Origin of the sequence: Allosphingosinicella sp. (assembly GCF_036403745.1) — a bacterium.
Lineage (GTDB): Bacteria > Pseudomonadota > Alphaproteobacteria > Sphingomonadales > Sphingomonadaceae > Allosphingosinicella.
The window spans coordinates 1-22,197 of the sequence record NZ_DASWQI010000026.1; the positions used below are offsets into that span (position 1 = coordinate 1).

Genomic DNA, 22,197 nt, shown 5'->3' on the forward strand with positions numbered 1-22,197 from the left:
GACGGAAGAACCGTCGAGGCGACCTTCGACGTAGTGTGCTCATTCTGGAAGAAGACACCAAACCGCAGGGTGTGATTTTTGCCGAGCTGCCGGCTGGCGTCGGCCTGGACGCCGGCGGCGAGGCTGGACAGGGTGGCGGCATCGGCGAAGCCGTTGATGATGACGTCGCCCATATTCGGGTCGGTCGTGAACTTCGTCTGCGAGTAGCGGACGAAGGGCGCGACCTGGAAGTTCAGCGTGTCGCCGGCATATTGATAGGCGGCTACGCCGTAATGCGTGATCTCGCGCTGGTTCTGGTCGAGCTTGGCGGCATCGAAGGTGTCGACGCCGTTGACGGCGAATCCCTCTTGTACGCCAGTGACATTCGGGATTTGGAAATGGCCGATGAAACTTCCGGCGAAGACCGCGATCCGGCTTTTTTCGGAGAGGACGTCCGAGACATAGGCGAAGGGCCGGATCTGGGTCGTCCGATCGTGGATGGCGTTCTTCGTCGGCAGTGGGTTTTCAATGCCGAGATCGTTACGAAAATAGCTGCCCGACAGGAAATAGCTGAGGTTGCCGGTTGAGCCCTGTATCATCGCGTTGGGCTCGAACCAGCCGAAGGTGCCGCCGTAGACGCCGATCTCGCCGCCGTTGCCGAGCAGGCCGGACTCGGTCTTGAAATTGACGACGCCGGCGGTGCGATAGCCGTATTGCGCCGGGAGCGTGCCGGTGATGAGCTGGATCGAGCTTGCGATCCGCGGATCGAAGGTCGTGCCGAAGCCGCTGATGCTCTCGGGCACGATGACGCCATTCAACCGGTACTGGAGGTTGGCGTGCTCGTTGCGGACGTGAATGACGCCATAGCTGTCCTGGACCACGCCGGGCGCCTGCAGCAGCGATTTGTTCAGCGAGAGGTTCGTGCCGCCCGGCTGCTTCTCGAGCGCCTCGCGGTCAAACGTGTACTGGCTGGCGCCGAGCGAGGGGGTGATCGCATCGCGGGCGAGATCGAGGCGGCGGCCGGTGACGACGATCGTCGCCTCGCCCGTGGGCGTGTCCGCCGCCGCCGGCGCCGAAGTGGGCGGCGCTGTAGTAGCCGGAGCCGGCGGCTGACTCGCGCCCGTCTGTGAGGTCGCCGGGGCGGGAGGCGCATCGTGCGCGGCGGCGGCGGTCGAAACCACGGCCATCGCGGCGGTGCCGGTGAAGAGAAGGGTGCGAATCATTGGGTATCCTGTACGGTCTGCTGTGGGCGCATCGGCCGCGCCCGTGGGACGCGGCCGTGAAGGCTCTGACATCGGACTTCGCGGAAAAACGCCGCCGGCCACTGGTGGTGCCGAGGGCGGTCGCGCAGCCCGCAGATCAGGCCGACGGCGGCTCCAGCAGCGGTGGTATCGAGGCCGAGGACAGCGAGCTTTGGGAGGCGGGGCGCAACCAGGTCCGCTCCAGCACGGGAAGGCGCGGCATCTCCGCCTCGGCCGGAAGCATTTCGCTCGGCCAATGGCTGGAGGCGTCCTGCGACTGTGCAGCCTTCTTCGCCGCCGTAGCCTCGGCCGCCTCTTCCCGGATAGACACGGAGGCGATCTTGAGGTCGAGGCTGGAGCGCGCCAGCATATGCTCATGCGCATTCTGATGGCGGCAGACCGCCTGGGCCATGACCGTGCCTTGCGTGGCGACGAGGGCCATGATCAGGAACAGGCGCAGCAAGCGTGCCATGAAGGGTGTCGGTCTCCAAAATCGGCAGGCAGCATCGGCCCGGCCGGGAAGGTTACACTGTAACCGTAGCGGTCGCATCCCGTGGCCGCGCGCGCCTTTCGCTACGATGAACGCGGGCCGAGGAACGCCTCTAGCGCCCTCCACCGTTCGAGCTTTGCGGCGAACGGGAAAGTGTAGGCCGGGCTGCTCGACGGCAGCGGCACGAGCGCGAGATCCTCCCGCCCGCCAAGCTGCGGCAGGCCGAGCGAGGCCGACTTGCCGCCGTTGAAGCCCACCGCCCTCAGCTGCGGCAGCGAAGCCACTAGCGCCGGCAGCGCATTGCGCTCGATGTCCCGGATATTGCCGTCGAGGCTTCCCTGCCTCCTGGCCGCGCCGACCGTGTCCCACAGGCCGATGCCGCGGGCGAGCAAGGCCTCGAGCCGCGCCTCATAGGGAAGCGGCTCCAGCTCCAACGCCGCCACCGCGCCGATCAGCCGCCAGAACTGGTTGCGCGGATGGGCGTAGTAACGCTGGCGGGCGAGCGATTCCTCGCCCGGCAGGCTGCCGAGAATCAGCACCCGGGTCCGCGCATCCGTCACCGGCGGGAAGGAGCGCTTCAGGACGTCCACGGGCGGCCAATCTCCAGGTTTCGGCCCCGCAACCTTCCGCGCGGCGCGGCGTTCCCGGTAGCGCCTCCCGTCGGGGAGCGCACCTCTTGGGGAGACGAATTTGAACGACACGATGCGGGCCGCGGTCCTCGAAGGGCCGGGGCGGGTGAAGATCGCCGAAGTAAAGCGGCCCGAACCGGGCCCGGGCCAGGTGCGCGTGAAGCTCGAAGGCTGCGGCGTCTGCGCCTCGAACCTGACGCCGTGGGAAGGGCCCGAATGGATGACCTTCCCGACCGAGCCAGGCGCGCTGGGCCACGAAGGCTGGGGCCGCGTCGATGCCATGGGGGAGGGGGTCGAGGGCCTCGCAGCCGGCGACCGCGTCGCCGCGCTCTCGTTCAAGAGCTATGGCGAATATGACATTGCCGAAGCCTCGGCGGTGGTGAAGCTCCCGGAGGGACTCGCCGGGAAGCCCTTTCCGGGCGAGCCGCTCGGCTGCGCCTTCAACATCTTCCGCCGCGCCGACATCCACGCCGGCCACACCGTCGCCATCGTCGGCATCGGCTTTCTGGGCGCGATCCTCACCCGCCTCGCCACCGACGCCGGCGCCCGCGTCATCGCCATTTCCCGCCGCCCCTTCTCATTGGACCTCGCCCGCCGCTTCGGCGCCGCCGAGACGATCCCGATGGACGATCATTGGCAGATCATCGAGCAGGTGAAGGACCTCACCGGCGGCACCTTCTGCGACCGGGTCATCGAGGCGGTCGGCAAGCAATGGCCACTCGACCTTGCGGGAGAGCTGGTCCGCGAAGGCGGCAAGCTCATCGTCGCGGGCTACCACCAGGACGGCCCGCGCCAGGTCAACATGCAGATGTGGAACTGGAAGGGGATCGACGTCGTCAACGCCCACGAGCGCGATCCGGAAGTGGCGATGCAGGGCATTCGCGACGCCGTCGACGCCGTCGCCTCGGGCCGGCTCGACCCGTCGCCGCTCTACACCCACAGCTTTCCGCTCGACCGGCTCGGCGAAGCACTCGACGCGACGCGGGACCGGCCGGACGGCTTCCTCAAGGCGCTGGTGACGCCATGACGCCGCGTCCGCGCGTCGGCTTCCTCGGTGTGGGCTGGATCGGCCGCCACCGCATGGAGGGGATGCTCGCCACCGGCGCCGTCGAAGCCGCCGCCATTGCCGACCCCTCTGACGAGATGGCCGCCGAAGCGCTCAAGCTCGCACCGGATGCGAAGCGCGTCGACGGCCTCGACGGCCTCCTCGCGGAACAGCTGGACGGCATCGTCATCGCGACACCCAGCGCGATGCATGCCGAGCAGTCGATCCGCGTCCTCGAAGCGGGGGCCGCCGTCTTCTGCCAGAAGCCCCTCGGCCGCACCGCCGCGGAAGCGCAGGCGGTGGTCGAGGCGGCGCGGGCGGCCGACCGGCTTCTCGCCGTCGACCTCTCCTACCGCTTCACCCAAGGCATGCGCCGCATCCGCGCGCTGCTCGAGGAGGGCGCGCTGGGCCAAGTGTACGCTGTCGATCTCGTCTTTCACAACGCCTACGGCCCCGACAAAGCGTGGTTCTACGACCCTCTATTGTCGGGCGGCGGCTGCGTCATGGACCTCGGCGTGCACCTCGTCGATATCGCGCTCTGGGCGCTGGATTTCCCGAAGGTTGAGCGCGTGAGTTCACATTTGCTCTCAGGAGGAGCGCCGCTCGCCGAGGGCCAGGTCGAGGATTATGCGGTCGCCAATCTCACCCTGGAGGGCGGCGGTTCCGCCCGCCTCGCCTGCTCGTGGCGGCTGCCCGCAGGCTGCGAGGCGGTGATCTCCGCCGCCTTCTACGGGACGAATGGCGGCGCGGCGCTGCGCAACGTCGGCGGCTCCTTCTACGATTTCACCGCCGAGCGCTTCCATGGCACCTCCACCGAGATGCTGTCGTCGCCGCCCGACGCCTGGGGCGGGCGCGCCGCCGCCGACTGGGCGGAGCGGCTGGGCCGCGGCGAACGCTTCGACCCCGCCGCCGAGCGGCTGGTCGACGTCGCCGGCGTCCTCGATCAAATCTACGGCCGCGCTTAGCGAAATCGCAACGGGCGAGCGGTTAAATGGGCCGCAATGGCCTCCGCCCCCGACGCCCCAACGCCCGAGCTGCTGCCGCTCACCGCCATTCGCGGCCTCGCCGCCTGGTGGGTGGTGCTGTTCCACCTGCGCCACCTCATCGCGCCCTCGGCGCCCGGCTGGGTGATCGCGGTGCTCGCCCAGGGCAACCTCGCCGTCGACCTGTTCTTCATCCTCTCCGGCTTCGTGATGGCGCTGAACTATGGCGACCGCGTCGCGGGAGGCGGGTGGCGCGGCTATGGCGACTTCCTGTTCCGCCGCTTCGCCCGCATCTACCCGTTGCACCTCCTGATCCTGCTCGGCTTCGCCGCTTATGCGCTGGCGGCCGTCCGGTTCGGCGACGCGAGCATCGAGACGCAGAACTGGGGCTATTTCTGGGAATCGGTCCTGCTCCTCCAGAACTGGGGATTCTCCAGCGCCACCGCCTGGAACGTCCCCGCCTGGTCGATTTCGACCGAGGCTTTTGCGTATCTCCTCTTTCCCGCCCTGCTCGTCTTGCTGATGCCGAAGCTCCGCCCCCTGTGGCTCCTCGCGGGCGTCGTGCTGCTCCCCGGCCTGTCGGTGCAGCCCTTCTTCTGGCTGCTAGACTACCCATTTCCGAACGCGGTCGCTCAAACCGGCCTGTTCCGCTGCGTGGTCCAGTTCGCGATGGGCATGGCGCTGTACGGCCTCTGGCTGCGGCTGCCGAGGCAGCGCTGGGTGCCGCCACTGGCCATCGCCGCCGCGGCCCTGCTGGCGCTCGCCTTCATCTTCTGGAACGCGCCCACCGCGCCGCTCGCCTGGGCGGCCCTGATCCTCGGCCTCGCTCTCCTGCCGCGGGCCCGCCTGCTGGAGGCACCGGGCCTCGTCTGGCTCGGCCGCATCAGCTACGCGACCTATTTGTCGCACTATCTGCTGCTGACTCTGTTCAAGTTTTTCTTGGTGACCGCAGGAGAGGCGGTGTCGCCGGCGCGGCTCGCGCTTTACCTCATCGCTGTGCTCGCCGCGTCGGCGGTCCTCTATCACGGCTTCGAGCGCCCCGCCCAGGCGTGGCTGCTCGGCTGGTGGAAGCGGCGGGCGCGGCAGAGGCCCGTCCTCGCCCCCGCCGAATAAACCTCAGTCCGGCTCGCCGCCGGCCTCGCTGACCGCGCCGGCGAATTCCTCGAAATCCCGCGCTTCCCGGAAGTCCTTGTAGACGCTGGCGAAGCGTATGTAGGCGACCGGATCGAGCGCCTTCAGGCCCGCCATCACCATCTCGCCGATCTCGCTCGAAGGGATCTCGCTCTCGCCCGACGTCTCGACCTGCCGCTGGATCGAGGACACCAGACGGTCGATCCGCTCCGGCGCCACCGGCCGCTTGCGGCAGGCGATGGCGATCGAGCGCTCCAGCTTCACCCGGTCGAACGATTCCCGCCGGTTCCCCGCCTTGACGATGGTGAGATCCCTCAGCTGCACCCGCTCGAACGTCGTGAACCGCGCCCCGCAATCCTCGCACTGCCGCCTGCGACGGATGGCCGCGCCGTCCTCAGCGGGACGGCTGTCCTTCACCTGGCTGTTTTCGTGGGAGCAGAACGGGCAGCGCAACGATCAGAGATCCTGATAAATCGGGAAGCGCGCACAAAGCGCGCGCACCCGCCGCCGGACTTCCTGCTCGACGCCGCTATTGCCTTCCTCGCCCGCGTCGCGGAGCCCTTCCAGGACATCGGCGATCATGTCGGCGATGTCGCGGAATTCCTCGACCCCGAAACCGCGGGTGGTGCCGGCCGGGGAGCCGACGCGAATGCCGCTGGTCTTGACCGGCGGCAGCGGGTCGAACGGGATGCCGTTCTTGTTGCAGGTGATGGAGGAGCGCTCGAGCGCCTCGTCGGCATCCTTGCCGGTGATGCCGAGCGGACGCAGGTCGACCAGCGCCAAGTGCGTGTCGGTGCCGCCCGCGACCAGATCGGCGCCGCGCTCCTGCAGCCGTCCGGCGAGCGCCTTCGCGTTGGCGATCACCGCCTTGGCATAGGATTTGAACTCGGGCTGCAGCGCCTCGCCGAACGCCACCGCCTTGGCGGCGATGACGTGCATCAGCGGACCGCCCTGCAGGCCCGGGAATACTGCCGAATTGATCTTCTTGGCGATGGCCTCGTCGTCGGTCAGCACCATGCCTCCGCGCGGCCCGCGCAGGGTCTTGTGGGTGGTGGTGGTGACCACGTGGGCGTGGCCGAACGGGGAGGGGTGCTCGCCCGCCGCCACCAGCCCGGCGAAATGCGCCATGTCGACCAGGAACAACGCTCCGACCTCGTCGGCGATGGCGCGGAAGCGGGCGAAATCGATGTGGCGCGGATAGGCCGATCCGCCGGCGATGATCAAAGTCGGCTTGTGCTCCTTTGCGAGCCGCTCGACCTGGTCGAAATCGATCAGCTGGTCGTCCGGCCGTACGCCGTATTGGATGGCGTTGAACCATTTGCCGGACATGGCCGGCTTGGCGCCGTGAGTGAGGTGGCCGCCCGCGTCGAGCGAGAGGCCCAGGATGGTGTCGCCCGGCTTCGTCAGCGCCAGCATCACCGCGCCGTTGGCCTGCGCGCCGCTGTGCGGCTGGACGTTGGCGAAGCCGCAGCCGAACAGCTGCTTCGCCCGCTCGATCGCCAGCGTTTCCACCGAGTCCGAGGGCGCGCAGCCCTGATAATAGCGCCGCCCAGGATAGCCTTCCGCATATTTGTTGGTCAGCACCGAGCCCTGCGCCTCGAGCACGGCGCGCGAGACGATATTCTCCGACGCGATCAGCTCGATCTGGTTCTGCTGGCGGTCGAGCTCGGCGGCGATCGCCTCGGCGACGGCGCTGTCGGCATCCTTGAGCCGCTCGGTGAAGAAGCCCCGGTGCTGGACGCCGGAAAGGTCGTTGGCAGCCGAATCTTGCGAAAGGCGGGTGCTCATGCGGGCTCCTTTGAAGCGGTGGCGAAGGGGGGATGCGAAAGTTTCTCCACGCGGCGCAGGTGGCGCGCGCCGCCGAACGGGGTGGCGAGGAAGGCGTCGACGCAGGCCTTGGCCATCTCGATACCGATCAGCCGTGCCCCCATAGCGATGACGTTGGCGTCGTTATGCTCCCGCGCCAGCCGCGCCGAGAGGGGCTCCGAGACGAGGGCGGCGCGGGCCGCGGGGTGGCGATTGACGGCGATCGAGATGCCGATGCCGGAGCCGCAGATGGCAATGCCGCGCTGCGCTTCGCCGGCTGCAATCGCCTCGGCGAGCTTGTAGCCATAATCGGGGTAATCGACCGGATCGGCGCCTTCGGGCCCGAGGTCGAGCACTTCATGGCCCAGGCCGCGCAGATGCTCGGCGAGATCGGCCTTGAGGGCCACGGCTGCATGATCGGATGCGATGGCGATTCGCTCGGCCACGCGCTGTGCTCCCGGTTCGGCTTTGAAGGCGCTATCCTAAGCGAGCGGGCCCCGCTTTGCCACCGCTTTTGCGGAACGCAGCGGCGGTTCGCGCGGTTCAGCTCTCGATGGCGACGCTCGCCCCGCCCTGTGCGCCCGACGAGGCGCCGCCGCGCCCGCGCCGCAACTGGCAGCGTTGGGCCTTGGCGGTCATTCTCCTTGCCGCGATCGTGGGCGCTGCGCTCCATTTCGGCGATCTCAGGCAGTTCGCCGCCTTGCTGAGGCGCGCGCACCCGGCCTGGCTCCTCGCCGCCGCCGGGCTGCAAGGGCTGACCTACGCCTTCGTCGCCGCCGGCTGGTACGTCATCCTCGAGGCGGGAGGCTCGCACCTCAGGCTCCGCCGCCTGTTCAGCCTCGCGCTCGCCAAATTGTTCACCGACCAGGCGGTGCCGACTGCCGGCGTCGGCGGCAACGTGCTGATGGTCGACCGGCTGATCGCCTGCGGCATCCCGCGCGGCCACGCCGCGGCGGCGCTGATCCTCTCGATGATCGGCTATTATGCCGGCTTCGCCCTGCTCGGCGTCGGCGCGCTCGCAATCTTGTGGTGGGAGGGCAAGGCGACGTGGCTGCTCGGCGGCACGATCGGCCTCTTCCTCCTCGTCGCCTTCGCCATCCCTGCGCTGGCGCTGTGGCTGCGGCGCCGCGGCCGCAAGCCGATGCCCCGCTGGGTGCAGCGCATCGCCCCCTTGCGCCGGACGCTGGAGACGGTCGGGGAAGCGCCGTCGAACCTGCTGCGCGACGTGCCTTTGCTGCTCAAGGTCACGATCCTCAACGCCTTGGTCCTCGTCGCCGACGCGGCCACCTTGTGGGTCTGCCTCTTCGCCCTCGGCACGCCGGACGATTTCGCCACCGCTTATGTCGCGATGATCATCGCCCAGATCGCCGTCACCCTCGGTCCCGTTCCGCTCGGCCTCGGCGCCTTCGAGGGCGCCTGCGCCGGCATGCTCCGCCTGCTCGGCGTCGGCTTCGAGGCCGCCATCGCCGCCACTCTGCTGCTGCGCGGCTTCACTCTGTGGCTGCCCCTCATCCCCGGCCTCTTCGCCACCCGCCGCCTGCGCAAATGGGGAAGGGACGGCGGCTGCGGCTGAGCCCGCGACGTTAAGCGTGGTGAAGTCCGTCAGCCTTGCGCCCCCTCGGCAGAATTCTGTAAGCACCTGATCTTGCCGTTCTTTCCGGGGGAAATCTTCGTGCGCCTCTCCATCCTCGCCGCGGCGATACTCCTCGCTGCGCCGGTCGCTCCTGCAGCCGCCGCCCCGCGCAATGCCGCGGAAGCCGGACAGGCGCTTGCCAAGGCGGCGCAATGGCTCCAGCCGGTGCTGGATTCCTACACTGTCGGCGCCGAATTGTGGCCCGAGATCAACGCCCAGATGCAGGCTTCGATGGCCAGCCGTCAGGCCGCGGAGGCGACGCTGCCGGCGCTTCGAGCGCTGCTGGCGCGCGAGCGCGGCAACCTCCAGCACGCCAACGCCATGCTCGATGCGCTGCCGCCTTACGCGGCGGGGATCGACATCGGCGTGCCGCCGGAGCGGGTCGTCGCCGACGCACGACAGCAGAATGTCCGTATGCTCGGCCTCGTCGACAGCTTCGACGCCTTCGCGATCGCGTTTGCCAAGGGCGATCTTGCGGCGCTGCGCCGCGAGATGCCGAAGATCAGCGAGGGGACGCTGACGCTCATCGCGGGCCAGCGCATGATGCTCGAGAGCCGGCGGCTCATGTACGCGCCCACGGATTCGAACCGCTACTCGATCGGCGTCGGCGTCGGCCTCTACCGCCTGATGGAGATCGGCATGCGCGCCTGGTTCGCGGCCCGCGACCTGGCCGGGGCCGAGAAAGCCGCAGCGGCTTTGCGCGAGCAGGCCGCCGCTGCCGCTACCGACCTTCGCGCCGCCGCCGCCGAAGGGCGCAAGAACCTTCGCCGCGAGCTGGCCGAGGTGGAAGCAGAGAGGAGCCGGCCGGGCCTTTCTGCCGACGACAGGAGCGTGCTCGACAAGGCCCGCACGGCCTTCGCCCTCGACCAGGGAAGCTACGACATCGCCGACCGTCTCGTGGCCATCGCGGACGGCTATGCAAAGCTCACCGCCGCTCAGCTTCGCGCTGCCGACGGACCGAGCCTCAATCGGCCTCTGGTCGCGCTGGAAGCCGAATATGTAGGTCTCACCCAGAAGCAAGTCTCGCTGCTCGCCGCTCCGGCGGGCCGCTAGCGCAAAGTCTGGCCCACCATTGACTTGAGCGTCAGGGCGTCGTGGATGGCGTGTGCGTACATGTCATTGTTGAAATAGCACCAGACGTCGCGACCGCCTTTCGTCTGCGCGACGATCCAGTCGGTCCAGGCGAGCAGGCCCTCGTCCGAATAGCGCCCCCAATATTTCCCCTCGCCGCCGTGGAAGCGGACGTAAGCGATCGGCCCCGCCGCCCACCGCTCGGTGCGCGAGCCGGGCATGTCGTGGGCGCAGAAGGAGACGCCGCGGGCGTCGAGCAGCGCCAGCACTTCGGGGGTCAGCCAGCTCGTCTCCCGGAACTCGAAGACGTGGATAAGATCGTCCGGCAGCAGGTCGATGAATGTTTGGATTCGTTGCTCGTTAAACCCCCATCGCGGCGGAAGTTGGTACAATATCGGGCCGACCGAACTTCCAAGCTTGCGCACCCGTGAGAGAAATTCCGCAACGGGCTCAGCGCAATCCTTGAGTTTCTTCATATGCGTTATGAAGCGCGGCGCCTTCACCGCATAGCGAAAGTCCGGTGGTGCCTGTGCGTGCCACTTTTCAAACGTTTCCGGCTTTGGGAGGTGGTAGAAACTGGTGTTGAGCTCCACCGTTCCGAACGTCCCGGCATAGTGGGCGAACCACAGGCGCTGCGCCATCTTCTCAGGATAGAAGGCGCCGCGCCAGTGGCGGTAGATCCACCCCGAGCAGCCGATGCGGACGGTCCCAGTCATTCTCGGCTCGAACGGAACGGGTCGGGAATAAGTTGCGTTACGCGTGCATGAGCCGCCTGAAACTGATCTCGATCATAGTCCTGACCGCCCTCGTCAGCTGCGCGCTGACCAGCGCCTTCTGGTTCGCCGCCTTCAACCGCGGCCAGATCGCCGTCAGCGGCGCGGCCGTCCCGCATCCCGCGACGGCCGCCGCCGCGCCGGGCGACGGCGGCGCCCCGCACGTCGCCGCGGGCGGACCGCTGGTGCTGGGCCCGACCGGCCTCGCCATCCCCGTCGCCGGCGTGAAGACCGAGCAGCTCAGCGACACGTTCACCCAGGCGCGTTCCGGCGGCCGGGTCCACGACGCCATCGACATCATGGCCCCGCACGGTACGCCGGTCGTATCGGCGGCGCCCGGTACGGTGGAGAAGCTGTTCTTCTCGAACGGTGGCGGCGGCATCACCGTTTATGTCCGGGCGCCGGACCAGCTCTACACTTTCTACTACGCCCACCTCCAATCCTACGCCCCCGGCCTCCACGAGGGGCAGGTGGTGAAGCAGGGCGATCCGATCGGCCTGGTCGGCTCCACCGGCAACGCCAACCCGGCCGGCCCCCACCTCCATTTTGCCATCCACCGCATGGCGCCGAGCGAGAAATGGTATCAGGGCCAGGCGATCAATCCCTATCCGCTGCTTGCCGGCAAGAAGCCGGGGAGCTAGCCATCCCGCTTCGGCAGGAGGGGCGGCGATGGACGGCGGGTGCGAGTGCGAGCGGGTCCGCTACCGGGTCGAAGGCCCGCCGATCTTCGTCAATTGCTGCCATTGTCGCCAGTGCCAGAAGCTGACCGGTTCCGCCTTCGCCATCAACGCCATGATTGAGCGGGAGCGCGTGACGGTAATCGCCGGGGCGGGGGCGCTCGCAAGCGGCCAAGCCCGCTGCCCGGACTGCGCGGTCCTGCTCTGGTCCACACACCGTTTCTTCGGAGATAGCATCCTGTTCCTGCGCGCCGGCACCTTGGATGAAGGCGAGCGGCTCCTGCCCGACGCGCACTTCTTCGTGCGCAGCAAGCATAGCTGGGTGACGGTGCCGGAAGGCGTCGCCGCTTTCGAAACGCTGCCGCAGGAAGGCGATCCACCGCTCCTCGGCGCCGATGCCGCCGCCCGCGTCGAGGCCGCGCGGGTTGCCCCGGAGGCCACCCCCGGCTAGAGCGCCCAGCGGCTTTCACCCACAACCTCTCCAGCGAGACCGACATGAAGATCAGCGGCGTGGACATCCGTCCCGGCAACATCATTGAATATGAGGGCGGCATTTGGCGCGCCGTCAAGATTCAGCACACCCAGCCGGGCAAGGGCGGCGCCTACATGCAAGTCGAGATGAAGAACCTCATCGACGGCCGCAAGAACAATGTCCGCTTCCGCTCGGCGGAGACGGTGGAGCGCGTTCGGCTCGACACCAAGGACTTCCAGTTCCTGTTCAAGGACGGCGACATGCTGACCTTCATGGACAAGGAGAGCTATGAACAGATCAGCCTCCCGGCCGACCTCCTCGGCGACGCCGCCGCCTTCCTCCAGGACGGAATGGATGTGGTGATGGAGTTGTGGGAGGAGCGGCCGATCTCGGTGCAGCTTCCCGACACGATCGAGGCGATGATCGTCGAGGCCGACGCCGTGGTGAAGGGCCAGACCGCCTCCTCCAGCTACAAGCCCGCGATCCTCGAGAACGGCGTCCGCGTCATGGTGCCGCCGCACATCGGCGCGGGAACCCGCATCGTCGTCGACGTTTACGAGCAGACTTACGTGAGGCGCGCGGATTGAGCGCTTCTCCCTCTCCCCTTGAGGGAAGAGGGTCGGGGAGAGGGGGCGTCAGAGACGCGCCCAAGACTCCCCCTCTCCCAGCCTCTCCCCTGAAGGGGAGAGGGGTTTAGGAAGAACAATGGTTTCCCATTCCGGCCTTATCACCGTCATGCAGAAAGCGGCCCGCAAGGCGGCGCCGCGGATGCGGCGCGACTTCAACGAGGTCGAGCTGCTGCAGGTGAGCCGCAAGGGGCCTGCAGATTTCGTCTCGATGGCCGACCGCCAGGCCGAGAAGACCATCGTCGAGGAGCTTCGGCGCGCACGGCCGGACTGGGCGCTAACCCTTGAGGAAGGCGGGCAGATCGAGGGCGATCCCGACAAGCCGCGCTTCATCGTCGATCCGTTGGACGGCACGACCAACTTCCTCCACGGCATCCCGCATTTCTCGATCTCGATCGCGGTCGAAGACCCGCGCGGCGCGCAGGGCAAGCCGGAGATCACCCAGGCGCTCGTCTACCAGCCGCTTACCGACGAGAGCTTCTGGGCGGAAAAGGGCAGGGGCACCTGGCTCAACGAGCGGCGCCTTCGCGTCTCGGGCCGCCGCAATCTCGATGAAGCGCTGATCGCCACCGGCGTGCCCTATCTCGGCCATGGCGACAGCGAGCGCTTCCAGAAGGTCCTCGCCGCCGTCGGCCCCGAAGTGGCCGGCATCCGGCGCTACGGCTCGGCCGCGCTCGACCTCGCCTGGGTCGCCGCCGGCCGCTACGACGGCTTCTGGGAGGAGGACCTCCAATATTGGGACGTCGCCGCCGGCATCCTCCTCGTCCGCGAGGCGGGCGGCTTCGTGACCGATTTCCGCGGCGCTGAAGGCGGCTTGGCCAAGGGCCAGGTGCTCGCCGCCAGCAGCGAGATCCACTCGAAGCTCCACCGTCTGGTGGCAAAGGCGCTGCGGGCCTGAGCGCCTTGCGGCTTTATTGCGCTACCTGCTTCTTGAAATTGCCCATGACTGCCGCCCAGACTTCGAGATTGTCGCGGAACAGGCTCGCCGGCATCCCGCCCTTGTCGAGGTTGACGTCCATCATGATGCCGGGGTCGCCCTCCTTGTCGAGATAGGCGCGGCCGAAGCGGTTGCCGTGGTTCCATTCGTTGATGGCGGCGAGCGTCGGCTTGGCCTTCATCGCCCACGCCGTCTGGAACTGGACGGTCGAGCAGGCGGCGTGGTCGGTGCAATTGTAGAAGAGCACGACGAACTTGCTGCCGGCGGCCGCGCTTGTGATCATCGGGTCGCCCGTATTGTCCTTGCCGAGTTCGGCCTGGTAGCCGGCGGCTTGCAGGACTGCGGCGAGCTTTTGCGGATCGGCCGTGACGTTCTGCGCTGCGACCGGCGCGGTGGCGGCGAGCGAAGCGGCGGCGATGAGAGCCCGTGCGATCATGTCTGTCTCCCCCGATATCCCGGAAACGATCATACGGGGGGACCGGCATGTCAACCGCCGTTGCGCGGCCCGCTAGGTGCCGGTAGCCTTTCAGAGTCGTTTCAGGAGGTGCGGGTGGCAGAGGAGATGACGGGCGGCTGTGCGTGCGGGAAGGTGCGCTACACAGTGCAGGTCGAGGGCGACGAGGCCTATCTGTGCCATTGCCGGATGTGCCAGCGGGCCACCGGCTCCGTCTCGATCGCGTTCAAGCAGGTGCTGAAGGCGGACCTTGCCTGGGACGGCGAGCCGGACTGGTATACCTCCTCGCCGATCGCGGTCCGCCCTTATTGCAGCCGCTGCGGGGCGTCGCTCGGCTTCGCTTATCCGGACAGCGCCAGGATCGACCTCACAATCGCCTCGTTCGACGACCCCGCGCGATTCCGGCCGACGCACCATTTCGGTGCCGAGAGCATGCACCGGGCCTGGCTCTGCACCAGCGGACTGCCGGAGATGCGGACCGAGGAGTATGCTCCGATCATGGCCAAATGGGCGGCGGCGGGGCAGCAGCCGGGCTGAAGCGGGGCAGGGGGCGGAGATTGCGATGAGGTTTCACCACCGGGCGGTGCCGATCGTCCTCCTCGCTTTGCTCATCGACGCGATCGGCTTCGGCATCGTGCTGCCGGTGCTGCCGGACCTCGTCGTCCATCTCGCCCATGTCGGCCTTTCTCAGGCGACCCGGATCGCCGGCTACATGCTCGTCGCCTATGCCGGGATGCAGTTCCTCGCCGGGCCGATCCTCGGCAATCTCGGCGACCGGTTCGGGCGGCGGCCGGTGCTGCTGCTCTGCATGCTCGCCTTCGCCATCGACTACGGGCTGATGGCCGCAGCGCCGACCATTGGATGGCTGTTTGTCGGACGCCTCATCGCCGGAATCACCGGCGCTACCTACTCGCCCGCCAACGCGGTGCTCGCCGACGTCACTCCGCCCGAGCGGCGCGGGGCGGTGTTCGGGCTGATGGGGGCGGCCTTCGGTCTCGGCTTCATCCTCGGCCCGGCGGCGGGAGGGCTCCTCGCCGGGCTCGGCACGAGAGCGCCGTTCATTGCCGCCGCCGCCTTGGCGGGGGTGAACGCGGTCTGGATTCTCCTCGCCATGCCCGAGACGCTGCCGCCCGAGCGGCGGCGGCCGTTCGACTGGCGGCAGGCCAACGTCTTCGGCGCGTTCAAGCCGCTGCTGGCGGCGGGTGGGGCGGCGCCTTTGATCGCCGCCGCCTTGCTCTGGCAGATCGCCCACAACGTCTATCCGGCGACCTGGGCCTTCTGGGGCGGGCTGGCGCTGCACTGGAACGCGGCGGCGATCGGCTGGTCGCTCGCCGCATCGGGCCTCGCCATGGCGCTCGCCCAGGTGTTCGTCACCGGCCGCGCCATCGCTCGGCTGGGCGAGGAGCGGACGGTGATGATCGGCATGCTCGCCGGCGGCGCCTGCTTCCTCGCTTATGTCTTCGTGAGCCGGGGCTGGATGGTCTATCCCATCATCTTCGTCAGCGCGCTCCAGGGCCTCGTCTACCCGTCGGTCAACGCTTTGCTGTCGCGCATGACCGACGCCTCGCACCAGGGCGCGCTTCAAGGCGGCATGGCCAGCGTAGGCAGCGTCGCGTCCATCGCCGGGCCGCTGGCGATGACGCAGGCGCTCGCCTTCGGAGCGGAGCGGGGCGAGCCGGGCGGGGCCTTCCTGCTTGCCGCGGTGCTTGTGGCGCTGGCGCTGGTGCTGGTCTGGTTCGGCGTCGTGCGGCGACTTCGTCGTATCGCACCGGTCCCTGCTTAGGCTGGCGCGGGCTTCGGGGCGACGCTAGGGCGGCGGCCATGGCGACCACCCAGACATTCGAAGCGCCGGACGGCGTCCGTCTCGCCTGGCACGAGGTGGGCGAGGGCCGGCCGGTGCTGCTGCTCCATGGCCTGTTCTCGAACGCCGCGACCAACTGGATCCGCTTCGGCCACGCCGCCGCGATTGCCGAGCGCGGCTTCCGGGTGATCATGCCGGATCTGCGGGCCCACGGCGACAGCGGCAAGCCGCACGAGGCGGCCGCCTACCCGCCCGACGTGCTCGCGCATGACGGCCTCGCCCTCATCGCCCATCTCGGCCTCACCCACTACGACCTCGGAGGCTACTCCTTGGGGGCGCGGACGTCGGTGCGGATGGCGATCATGGGCGCCGCGCCGCGCCGGCTCATCGTCAGCGGCATGGGGCTTCGCGGGCTCCTCCACACCACCGGTCGATCCGAGCATTTCCGGCATGTGCTGACGGGAATGGGCACCCATCCCCGCGGCTCGCCCGAATGGCTTGCCGAGGCCTTCCTCAAGACCACCAAGGGCGATCCGCAGGCGCTGCTGCCTCTGCTCGGCAGCTTCGTCGACTCGAGCGAGGCGGAGCTGCGGGGGCTGACCATGCCGACGCTGGTGCTCGCGGGGGCGGAGGATCGGGACAATGGCTCGGCCGAGGACCTCGCCCACCTGCTCCCCGACGCTCGCTTCGTTGAGGTGCCGGGAAACCATATGAGCGCCGTCACCAAGCCGGAGCTCGGCCGCGCCATCGCGGACTTCCTCGCCGAAGCCTAGCTGCCGTCGAGGCCGATCTCCGGGTCCGGTGTCGGCGTATCCGGCACCACCGGCGCCGGCCCGTTGCACTGCGCCGCGGTGATCGCCGTCTTCAGCACGTCGTTGAGCGGGCGCTCGGGGCAGGCGCCGTTCTTGCGGGCCAGGGCGCGGGCGCCGAGATAACCCGCCGCCGCGGCCGCCGCGGCACCGCCGGCGATGGCGGCCGTCGTGAAGGGACGCTGGCGCATTTCCTCCGCAAGGCGAAGCGCCGCAGACTTTCCTTCGCGCCGCTCGTCGCTGCCGTCCGACATCAAACTTTCTCCCGCCTTTGCCGCGCCTTGAACGCGCGGGCGGCGGGGGCGTTGCCCCGCCGCACGAGAAAAGCCTCAGAGCCGCTCGAGCAGATAGTCCGCGCTGGAGACGTTGAAGGCGCCGGGCTCTTCGACGTTCAATTGCTCGACGACGCCGTCATTGACCAGCATCGAGAAACGCTGGCCGCGATGGCCCATGCCGAATTTGGTGAAATCGGCATCGAGGCCGAGGGCGCGGACGAACTCGCCGCTGCCGTCGGCGAGCATCGTCACCTTGCCCTCGGCGCCGGCGCTCTGCGCCCAGGCCTGGAGCACGAAGGCGTCGTTGACCGCGGTGCAGGCGACTTCGTCGACGCCCTTCGCCTTCAGCGCATCGATCTTGTCGACGAAGCCGGGCAGGTGGCGGGCCGAGCAGGTCGGCGTAAAGGCGCCGGGGACGGAGAAGAGGGCGATGCGGCGGCCCTTGAAATACTCCTCGCTGTCGACCGGCTGCGGCCCGTCCGGGGTCGCCTTGATCAGGGTCGCCTTGGGGAGGCGGTCGCCGACTGTGATGCTCATCCGATGTTCCTTTCGCTTGGCCGGTAAGGCTCGCCGCGCCCTAGCAGCCGTCTCCGGCCCCGCCTATAGGCCCGAAGGATGGAAGAGCCGAAGTTTCTGGTCGGGCAATTGCTCCTCGCCATGCCCGGCATCGGCGATCCGCGCTTCGAGAAGGCGGTGATCGCGATGTGCGTCCATGACGAGAATGGCGCGCTCGGCATCGGGCTTGGCCGGATCGTGCCCCGCATCGGCTTTCATGACCTTTTGAAGCAGCTCGACATCGATCCGGGCGTCGCGCCGGACGTGCCGATCCATCTCGGCGGGCCGGTCGAGCCGCAGCGCGGCTTCCTGCTCCATTCCAACGACTGGGGCGGGCAGGACAGCGTCGCCGTCGCCGGCCGCTGGACCCTCACCGCGACGCTCGACATCCTCAAGGCCATCGCCGCGGGGAGAGGGCCGACGCGGTGGATCGCGGCTTTGGGCTATGCGGGTTGGGGCGCCGGGCAGCTCGAGCAGGAATTGTGCGGCAACGGCTGGTTCGCCACCCCGGGAGACGAGCAGCTCCTCTACGAAAGCGACGTCGGCTCGCGCTGGGCGAGCGCCTTCCGCAGCGCCGGCATCGACCCGGCCATGCTCACCGCCGATTTCGGGACGGCGTAGGGGCGGACGTTTCGAACGACGGCCCGCCCGTTCCGAGGGACGGGCTGCGGCGCTCGGCGACCTGGCGCTTGCCGTCGATGACGATGGGCGAGGCGAGGCCGGGCAGGTCCCCGTCGAGCTGCATGCCGCGTTGCTGCACCTGCGGGTCGGCGAACACTTGGTCGACGGCGTTGATTGGGCCGGCGGGGATGCCCGCGGCCTCCAGCGCGTCCGAGAATTCCTTCTGGCGGCGCAGCGCGATTGCGGCGGCGAGGCGGGGGATGAGCTCGGCGCGGTTCGTGACCCTTGCCGGGTTGGTGCGGAAGCGTTCGTCCTCAGCGACGATGGGAAGGCCGAGGATGGCGCATAGTCGCGCGAACTGGCGGTCGTTGCCGACGGCGACGATCACCGGGCCGTCGGCGGTGTCGAAGGCCTGGTAGGGGACGAGGTTGGCGTGGCCGTTGCCCATCCGGTGCGGCACCTTGCCCGACATCATCCAGTTCAGCGCCTGGTTGGCGAGGACCCCGACCTGGGTGTCGAGCAGCGCCATGTCGATATGCGCGCCGGTGCCGGTGCGGTCCCGTTCCCGCAGCGCCGCGAGGATGGCGACGCTCGCATAGAGGCCGGTGAAGAGGTCGGCATAAGCGATGCCCGATTTCTGCGGCGCCCCGTCCGGCTCGCCGGTCAGCGACATCGCGCCGCCCATCCCCTGGATGATGAAATCGTAGCCGGCCCGCCCGGCATAGGGGCCGTCCTGCCCGAAACCGGTGATCGAGCAATAGACGAGGCCCGGGTTCAGCGCGGAGAGGGTGGCGAAATCGAGGCCGTAGCGGGCGAGGCCGCCGACCTTGAAATTCTCGATCAGCACATCGGCTTCGGCGGCTAGCGCGCGGACCTGCGCCTGGCCCTCCTCGGTGTCGAGGTCGATTGCCACCGAGCTCTTGCCCCGGTTGCAGGCGTGGAAATAGGCCGCGGCGCCGTCGGCTGCAAACGGCGGGCCCCAATGCCGGGTGTCGTCGCCGACGCCGGGCCGCTCGATCTTGATCACCTGCGCGCCCAGGTCCGCCAGCAGCTGCCCCGCCCACGGCCCGGCGAGGATGCGGGCGAGCTCGAGGACTTTGAGGCCGGTGAGGGGCTGGTCCACTAGAAAGCCGAAATCCCGGTGATAGCGCGGCCCATGATCAGGCCGTGGACGTCGTGTGTGCCTTCATAGGTGTTGACCGTTTCGAGGTTCATGGCGTGGCGCATCACCTGATATTCCGCCGAAATGCCATTGCCACCGTGCATGTCCCGCGCGGTCCGGGCGATGTCGAGCGCCTTGCCGACATTGTTGCGCTTGATGAGGCTGATCGTCTCGGGGATCAGGACCCCCTCGTCCATCCGCCGGCCGACCCGCAACGCCGCCTGGAGGGCGAGGGCGATCTCGCTGGCCATGTTGGCGAGCTTCATCTGGACGAGCTGGGTGGCGGCGAGGGGGCGGCCGAACTGCTTGCGGTCGAGCGTGTAGCCGCGCGCGGCGGCGTAGCAGGCCTCGGCCGCGCCCATCGCGCCCCAGGCGATGCCGTAGCGGGCGCGATTGAGGCAGCCGAACGGGCCCTTCAGCCCCTGGACGTTGGGGAGGAGGTTCTCCTCCGGCACCTCGACGCCGTCCATGACGATCTCCCCGGTGACCGAGGCGCGCAGCGACAGCTTCTCGCCGATCTTGGGCGCGGACAGGCCCGCCATGCCCTTTTCGAGGATGAAGCCGCGGATCGCCCCGTCATGCGCCTCCGACTTCGCCCAGACGACGAAGACGTCGGCGATGGGGGAGTTGGTGATCCACATCTTCGAGCCGGAGAGGCGGTAGCCGCCGTCCACCCTGGCGGCGCGGGTGCGCATGCTGCCCGGGTCGGAGCCGGCGTCGGGCTCGGTCAACCCGAAGCAACCGATCCACTCGCCGGTGGCGAGCTTCGGCAGGTACTTGGTGCGCTGCTCCTCGGAGCCGTAGGCATGGATCGGGTGCATGACGAGCGAGGACTGGACGCTCATCGCCGAGCGGTAGCCGCTGTCGATCCGCTCCACCTCGCGGGCGACCAGGCCGTAGCTCACATAGTTGAGGCCGGCCCCGCCGTACTGAGGCGGGATGGTGGCACCCAGCAGGCCGAGTTCGCCCATCTCCGTCATGATGTCGCGGTCGAAGCGCTCGTCCAGAAAGGCCGACGTCACCCGCGGCTGGAGCTTCTCCTGCGCATAGGCTTCGGCCGTGTCGCGGACGAGCCGCTCCTCGTCCGACAACTGCGCGTCGAGCCCCAACGGATCCGCCCAGTCGAACCTTCCGATTGCCGCTTCGGCCAAATGCCCGCTCCCGAGGTGAAGATGAATTCCCTTCCGGCCTTGCCCGAAGGGGGACGGCGGGCGCAACCCCTCGGCCTCCCCAGCCTCCGCAGCGCCCCTTTCAGCGAAACTTAAACGGCGGTCGCTAGAGCGCGTGGATGGCCATTGCGACGCTTCGCCGGGACCCGCGCATCGTCAAGCCGGCGCTGATCGGGCTCTATCTCCTGTGGGACGCGCCGGCGATCGGCGCGCGGGTGGCGTCGCTCGGCGTGTCGCCGGAGCTTGGCGTCTACGTGCTGCTGCTCGCCTTGCTGGCAGGCGCGCTGATGCTGGCGGCGTTCATCCGGCCGGTGGCGCTCCGCGTGATCGTGGCGCTCCTCCTGTGCGCCGCCTCGCTCTTTCAACAGTCGGTCGAGTGGAGCACCGCCGGAATCCTCACCTATGACGGCTTCGCCAACATGATCGAGGCGCGGGGCAATATCGCCGACGCGCTGGCGCAATATGGCGGCGTGCTGTGGCACACGCTGCCGCCGACGCTGATCCTCGCCGCCGGACTGCTGCTTCCGCCGGGGCCTCGCGGCAGGCGAGCCTGGCCCGCCGCGGCGGCACCGCCCGCGGCGGTGCTGGCGCTCAGCGCGATCTTCTACCTGCGCGGCGGGGAAGGCTCACGCGGTCTCCCCGCCGCTTTCACGCCGGTCTCGTACACGGTGCTGATGGGGCTGGAGCAGGCGACGGCCTATCACGGCCCGCGGGACGAGGTGACGATCGCGCGTCCGCCGACGCGGCCGGACCGCGACATCGTCCTCATCGTCGACGAGAGCATATCCGGCAATTATCTCGACATCGACAATGACGCCGGCGTCGACAGCGGCCTTGCGACGCCGCCGGCCGGCGTGGTGCTGGCCAATTACGGCTACGCCGCCTCGATCCACAATTGCAGCGCGACGGTGAACCAGGTCCTGCGCTTCGGCGGCACGCGCGAAAACTATCGCGACACCATCGTCCGCGGTCCCTCTCTTTGGCGGTATGCGAAAAAGGCGGGGATGCGCACCGTCTATCTCGACGCCCAGTCCACCGGAGGGGCGCTCCAGAATTTGATGAGTTCGGCGGAGCGGGCCGAAATCGACGATTTCGAGCAATTTGGCGCGGTGCCGGTGGTCGACCGCGACATGGCGGCGGCCGACGCCTTGGCGCGGCACATCAACAACGGCGTGCCCGAGCTCATCTACGTGAACAAGCTCGGTGCCCACTTCCCCGTCGCCGACAAGTTCCCGGACGCCTACTACCGCTACCAGCCGGGGCTTCCACGCGGGCGCCAGGCCGGCATCGCCTGGACCAGCGATCGTACCGGCTTCCACGGCACCCCGGAGGAATGGGTCCAGTACCGCAATTCCTATCGCAACACCTTGCTGTGGAACGTCGGCGGCTTCTTCCGGCGACTCTTTGCCGAGGCCGACCTGCGGCGCGCCACCATCATCTACACGTCCGACCACGGCCAGGACCTGCACGAGCGCCGCAACCCGGGCATCAACACCCATTGCGGCACCCGCCAGCCCGTCGAGCAGGAGGGGCTGGTGCCGCTGGTGGTGATCGACGGGCGGGCGTCGGCGGATTGGTCGCGCACGCTGCCGACGAACCGGAACGGCATGAGCGGCTTCAGGATCTTTCCGACCCTCCTCAGCCTGATGGGCTACGACCGCGCCGGCGTGAAGGCCCATTACGGCCCGGCGATCGACGATCCCACGCCCGACCCTTTCTCCTTCATCGTCCGCTTCAACCGCAGCCTCGGCGGCAAGCCGACGCTCCAGCATATCGATCTTGCAAAGGTGATCACGCCGCCCGAGAGTGACTTTCAGCGGCTGGCGAATGCGGGGCCGGCGGCGGCGCGGTGAGCGGG

General features: G+C 68.6%; 26 protein-coding genes. 14 read left to right on the plus strand and 12 right to left on the minus strand.

All coding sequences use genetic code 11. The annotated features are described in order from the left end of the window. The 3 genes from VGC56_RS02760 to VGC56_RS02770 all read right to left on the minus strand — a co-directional run. Window positions 1-1,202, minus strand: a 1,202-nt coding sequence (locus VGC56_RS02760) for a TonB-dependent receptor (RefSeq protein WP_464123118.1), incomplete at its 3' end; no start/stop codon positions are given. 136 nt (window positions 1,203-1,338) lie between these two features. Further along, window positions 1,339-1,692 carry a hypothetical protein gene (locus VGC56_RS02765; RefSeq protein ID WP_464123119.1) on the minus strand — a complete coding sequence of 118 codons (354 nt, stop codon included), beginning with the start codon at window positions 1,690-1,692 and terminating at the stop codon, window positions 1,339-1,341. A gap of 101 nt (window positions 1,693-1,793) precedes the next feature. Next, a complete protein-coding gene (locus VGC56_RS02770) occupies window positions 1,794-2,300 on the minus strand; it encodes a DNA-deoxyinosine glycosylase (protein ID WP_464123121.1) in 507 nt (168 codons plus the stop codon). Between the two features lie 100 nt (window positions 2,301-2,400). On the opposite strand from VGC56_RS02770, the gene VGC56_RS02775 reads away from it, so the two are divergent. From VGC56_RS02775 to VGC56_RS02785, 3 genes are read left to right on the plus strand one after another with little or no spacing between them, the layout of a single operon-like run. Next, window positions 2,401-3,366 carry an MDR/zinc-dependent alcohol dehydrogenase-like family protein gene (locus VGC56_RS02775; protein WP_464123123.1) on the plus strand — a complete coding sequence of 322 codons (966 nt, stop codon included), beginning with the start codon at window positions 2,401-2,403 and terminating at the stop codon, window positions 3,364-3,366. Continuing rightward, complete coding sequence (locus VGC56_RS02780) at window positions 3,363-4,349, plus strand: Gfo/Idh/MocA family protein (protein ID WP_464123125.1); 987 nt, start codon at window positions 3,363-3,365, stop codon at window positions 4,347-4,349. Before VGC56_RS02775 ends, VGC56_RS02780 begins: the two co-directional genes overlap by 4 nt. A 36-nt stretch (window positions 4,350-4,385) precedes the next feature. Continuing rightward, complete coding sequence (locus VGC56_RS02785) at window positions 4,386-5,480, plus strand: acyltransferase family protein (RefSeq protein ID WP_464123127.1); 1,095 nt, start codon at window positions 4,386-4,388, stop codon at window positions 5,478-5,480. Between the two features lie 3 nt (window positions 5,481-5,483). Here VGC56_RS02785 and nrdR read toward each other — a convergent pair whose 3' ends face one another. From nrdR to rpiB, 3 genes are read right to left on the minus strand one after another with little or no spacing between them, the layout of a single operon-like run. Further along, window positions 5,484-5,951 carry a transcriptional regulator NrdR gene (gene nrdR, locus VGC56_RS02790; RefSeq protein WP_464123129.1) on the minus strand — a complete coding sequence of 156 codons (468 nt, stop codon included), beginning with the start codon at window positions 5,949-5,951 and terminating at the stop codon, window positions 5,484-5,486. Window positions 5,952-5,954: 3 nt separating this feature from the next. Continuing rightward, a complete protein-coding gene (gene glyA, locus VGC56_RS02795) occupies window positions 5,955-7,286 on the minus strand; it encodes a serine hydroxymethyltransferase (protein WP_464123131.1) in 1,332 nt (443 codons plus the stop codon). Beyond that, window positions 7,283-7,750, minus strand: coding sequence for a ribose 5-phosphate isomerase B (rpiB, locus tag VGC56_RS02800; protein ID WP_464123133.1), 468 nt, complete (start codon window positions 7,748-7,750; stop codon window positions 7,283-7,285). The genes glyA and rpiB overlap by 4 nt, the downstream gene beginning before the upstream one ends. Window positions 7,751-7,857: 107 nt before the next feature. On the opposite strand from rpiB, the gene VGC56_RS02805 reads away from it, so the two are divergent. After that, window positions 7,858-8,877 (plus strand): lysylphosphatidylglycerol synthase transmembrane domain-containing protein, encoded by a 1,020-nt coding sequence (locus VGC56_RS02805; protein ID WP_464123134.1) that lies wholly within the window; start codon window positions 7,858-7,860, stop codon window positions 8,875-8,877. A 72-nt stretch (window positions 8,878-8,949) separates the two neighbouring features. Then, window positions 8,950-9,990, plus strand: coding sequence for a hypothetical protein (locus VGC56_RS02810; protein WP_464123137.1), 1,041 nt, complete (start codon window positions 8,950-8,952; stop codon window positions 9,988-9,990). Here VGC56_RS02810 and VGC56_RS02815 read toward each other — a convergent pair. Further along, a complete protein-coding gene (locus VGC56_RS02815; protein WP_464123140.1) occupies window positions 9,987-10,724 on the minus strand; it encodes a DUF72 domain-containing protein in 738 nt (245 codons plus the stop codon). The two genes, VGC56_RS02810 and VGC56_RS02815, sit on opposite strands and share 4 nt — an antisense overlap. Before the next feature lie 47 nt (window positions 10,725-10,771). Between VGC56_RS02815 and VGC56_RS02820 the strand changes: the two genes are divergently transcribed. The 4 genes from VGC56_RS02820 (at window position 10,772) to VGC56_RS02835 (ending at window position 13,454) form a co-directional block, all read left to right on the plus strand. Further along, on the plus strand, window positions 10,772-11,422 hold the full coding sequence (locus VGC56_RS02820; protein WP_464123142.1) for a M23 family metallopeptidase: 651 nt from the start codon (window positions 10,772-10,774) through the stop codon (window positions 11,420-11,422). A 28-nt stretch (window positions 11,423-11,450) separates the two neighbouring features. Then, entirely contained in the window at window positions 11,451-11,909 is a 459-nt protein-coding gene (locus VGC56_RS02825; protein WP_464123144.1) for a GFA family protein, read from the plus strand. Window positions 11,910-11,953: 44 nt separating this feature from the next. Continuing rightward, window positions 11,954-12,517 (plus strand): elongation factor P, encoded by a 564-nt coding sequence (gene efp / locus VGC56_RS02830; protein WP_464123146.1) that lies wholly within the window; start codon window positions 11,954-11,956, stop codon window positions 12,515-12,517. Between the two features lie 118 nt (window positions 12,518-12,635). After that, the gene (locus VGC56_RS02835; protein ID WP_464123148.1) at window positions 12,636-13,454 is read left to right on the plus strand and encodes an inositol monophosphatase family protein; all 819 of its coding nucleotides are present in this window, start codon (window positions 12,636-12,638) and stop codon (window positions 13,452-13,454) included. Window positions 13,455-13,467: 13 nt separating this feature from the next. Here the strand turns inward: VGC56_RS02835 and VGC56_RS02840 are convergent, their stop codons facing one another. After that, complete coding sequence (locus VGC56_RS02840) at window positions 13,468-13,929, minus strand: YbjN domain-containing protein (protein WP_464123150.1); 462 nt, start codon at window positions 13,927-13,929, stop codon at window positions 13,468-13,470. A 114-nt stretch (window positions 13,930-14,043) separates the two neighbouring features. Here VGC56_RS02840 and VGC56_RS02845 point away from each other — a divergent pair, with 114 nt between their 5' ends. From VGC56_RS02845 to VGC56_RS02855, 3 genes are read left to right on the plus strand one after another with little or no spacing between them, the layout of a single operon-like run. Then, complete coding sequence (locus VGC56_RS02845; protein ID WP_464123151.1) at window positions 14,044-14,484, plus strand: GFA family protein; 441 nt, start codon at window positions 14,044-14,046, stop codon at window positions 14,482-14,484. 25 nt (window positions 14,485-14,509) lie between these two features. Beyond that, complete coding sequence (locus tag VGC56_RS02850; RefSeq protein ID WP_464123153.1) at window positions 14,510-15,730, plus strand: MFS transporter; 1,221 nt, start codon at window positions 14,510-14,512, stop codon at window positions 15,728-15,730. Between the two features lie 38 nt (window positions 15,731-15,768). After that, the gene (locus tag VGC56_RS02855) at window positions 15,769-16,521 is read left to right on the plus strand and encodes an alpha/beta fold hydrolase (protein WP_464123155.1); all 753 of its coding nucleotides are present in this window, start codon (window positions 15,769-15,771) and stop codon (window positions 16,519-16,521) included. Here the strand turns inward: VGC56_RS02855 and VGC56_RS02860 are convergent. Together VGC56_RS02860 and VGC56_RS02865 are read right to left on the minus strand one after the other, a co-directional pair. After that, entirely contained in the window at window positions 16,518-16,811 is a 294-nt protein-coding gene (locus VGC56_RS02860) for a hypothetical protein (protein WP_464123156.1), read from the minus strand. The two genes, VGC56_RS02855 and VGC56_RS02860, sit on opposite strands and share 4 nt — an antisense overlap. Before the next feature lie 75 nt (window positions 16,812-16,886). Continuing rightward, complete coding sequence (locus VGC56_RS02865) at window positions 16,887-17,369, minus strand: redoxin family protein (protein WP_464123158.1); 483 nt, start codon at window positions 17,367-17,369, stop codon at window positions 16,887-16,889. Window positions 17,370-17,447: 78 nt separating this feature from the next. On the opposite strand from VGC56_RS02865, the gene VGC56_RS02870 reads away from it, so the two are divergent. Beyond that, a complete protein-coding gene (locus tag VGC56_RS02870) occupies window positions 17,448-18,008 on the plus strand; it encodes a YqgE/AlgH family protein (protein ID WP_464123160.1) in 561 nt (186 codons plus the stop codon). On the opposite strand, the gene VGC56_RS02875 is transcribed toward VGC56_RS02870, so the two are convergent. Further along, a complete protein-coding gene (locus tag VGC56_RS02875) occupies window positions 17,983-19,131 on the minus strand; it encodes a CaiB/BaiF CoA transferase family protein (RefSeq protein WP_464123162.1) in 1,149 nt (382 codons plus the stop codon). The two genes, VGC56_RS02870 and VGC56_RS02875, sit on opposite strands and share 26 nt — an antisense overlap. Beyond that, a complete protein-coding gene (locus VGC56_RS02880; protein WP_464123203.1) occupies window positions 19,131-20,306 on the minus strand; it encodes an acyl-CoA dehydrogenase in 1,176 nt (391 codons plus the stop codon). Before VGC56_RS02880 ends, VGC56_RS02875 begins: the two co-directional genes overlap by 1 nt. Window positions 20,307-20,458: 152 nt before the next feature. Between VGC56_RS02880 and VGC56_RS02885 the strand changes: the two genes are divergently transcribed. Continuing rightward, a complete protein-coding gene (locus VGC56_RS02885) occupies window positions 20,459-22,192 on the plus strand; it encodes a sulfatase-like hydrolase/transferase (RefSeq protein ID WP_464123164.1) in 1,734 nt (577 codons plus the stop codon). The last annotated feature ends 5 nt before the right edge of the window (window positions 22,193-22,197 follow it).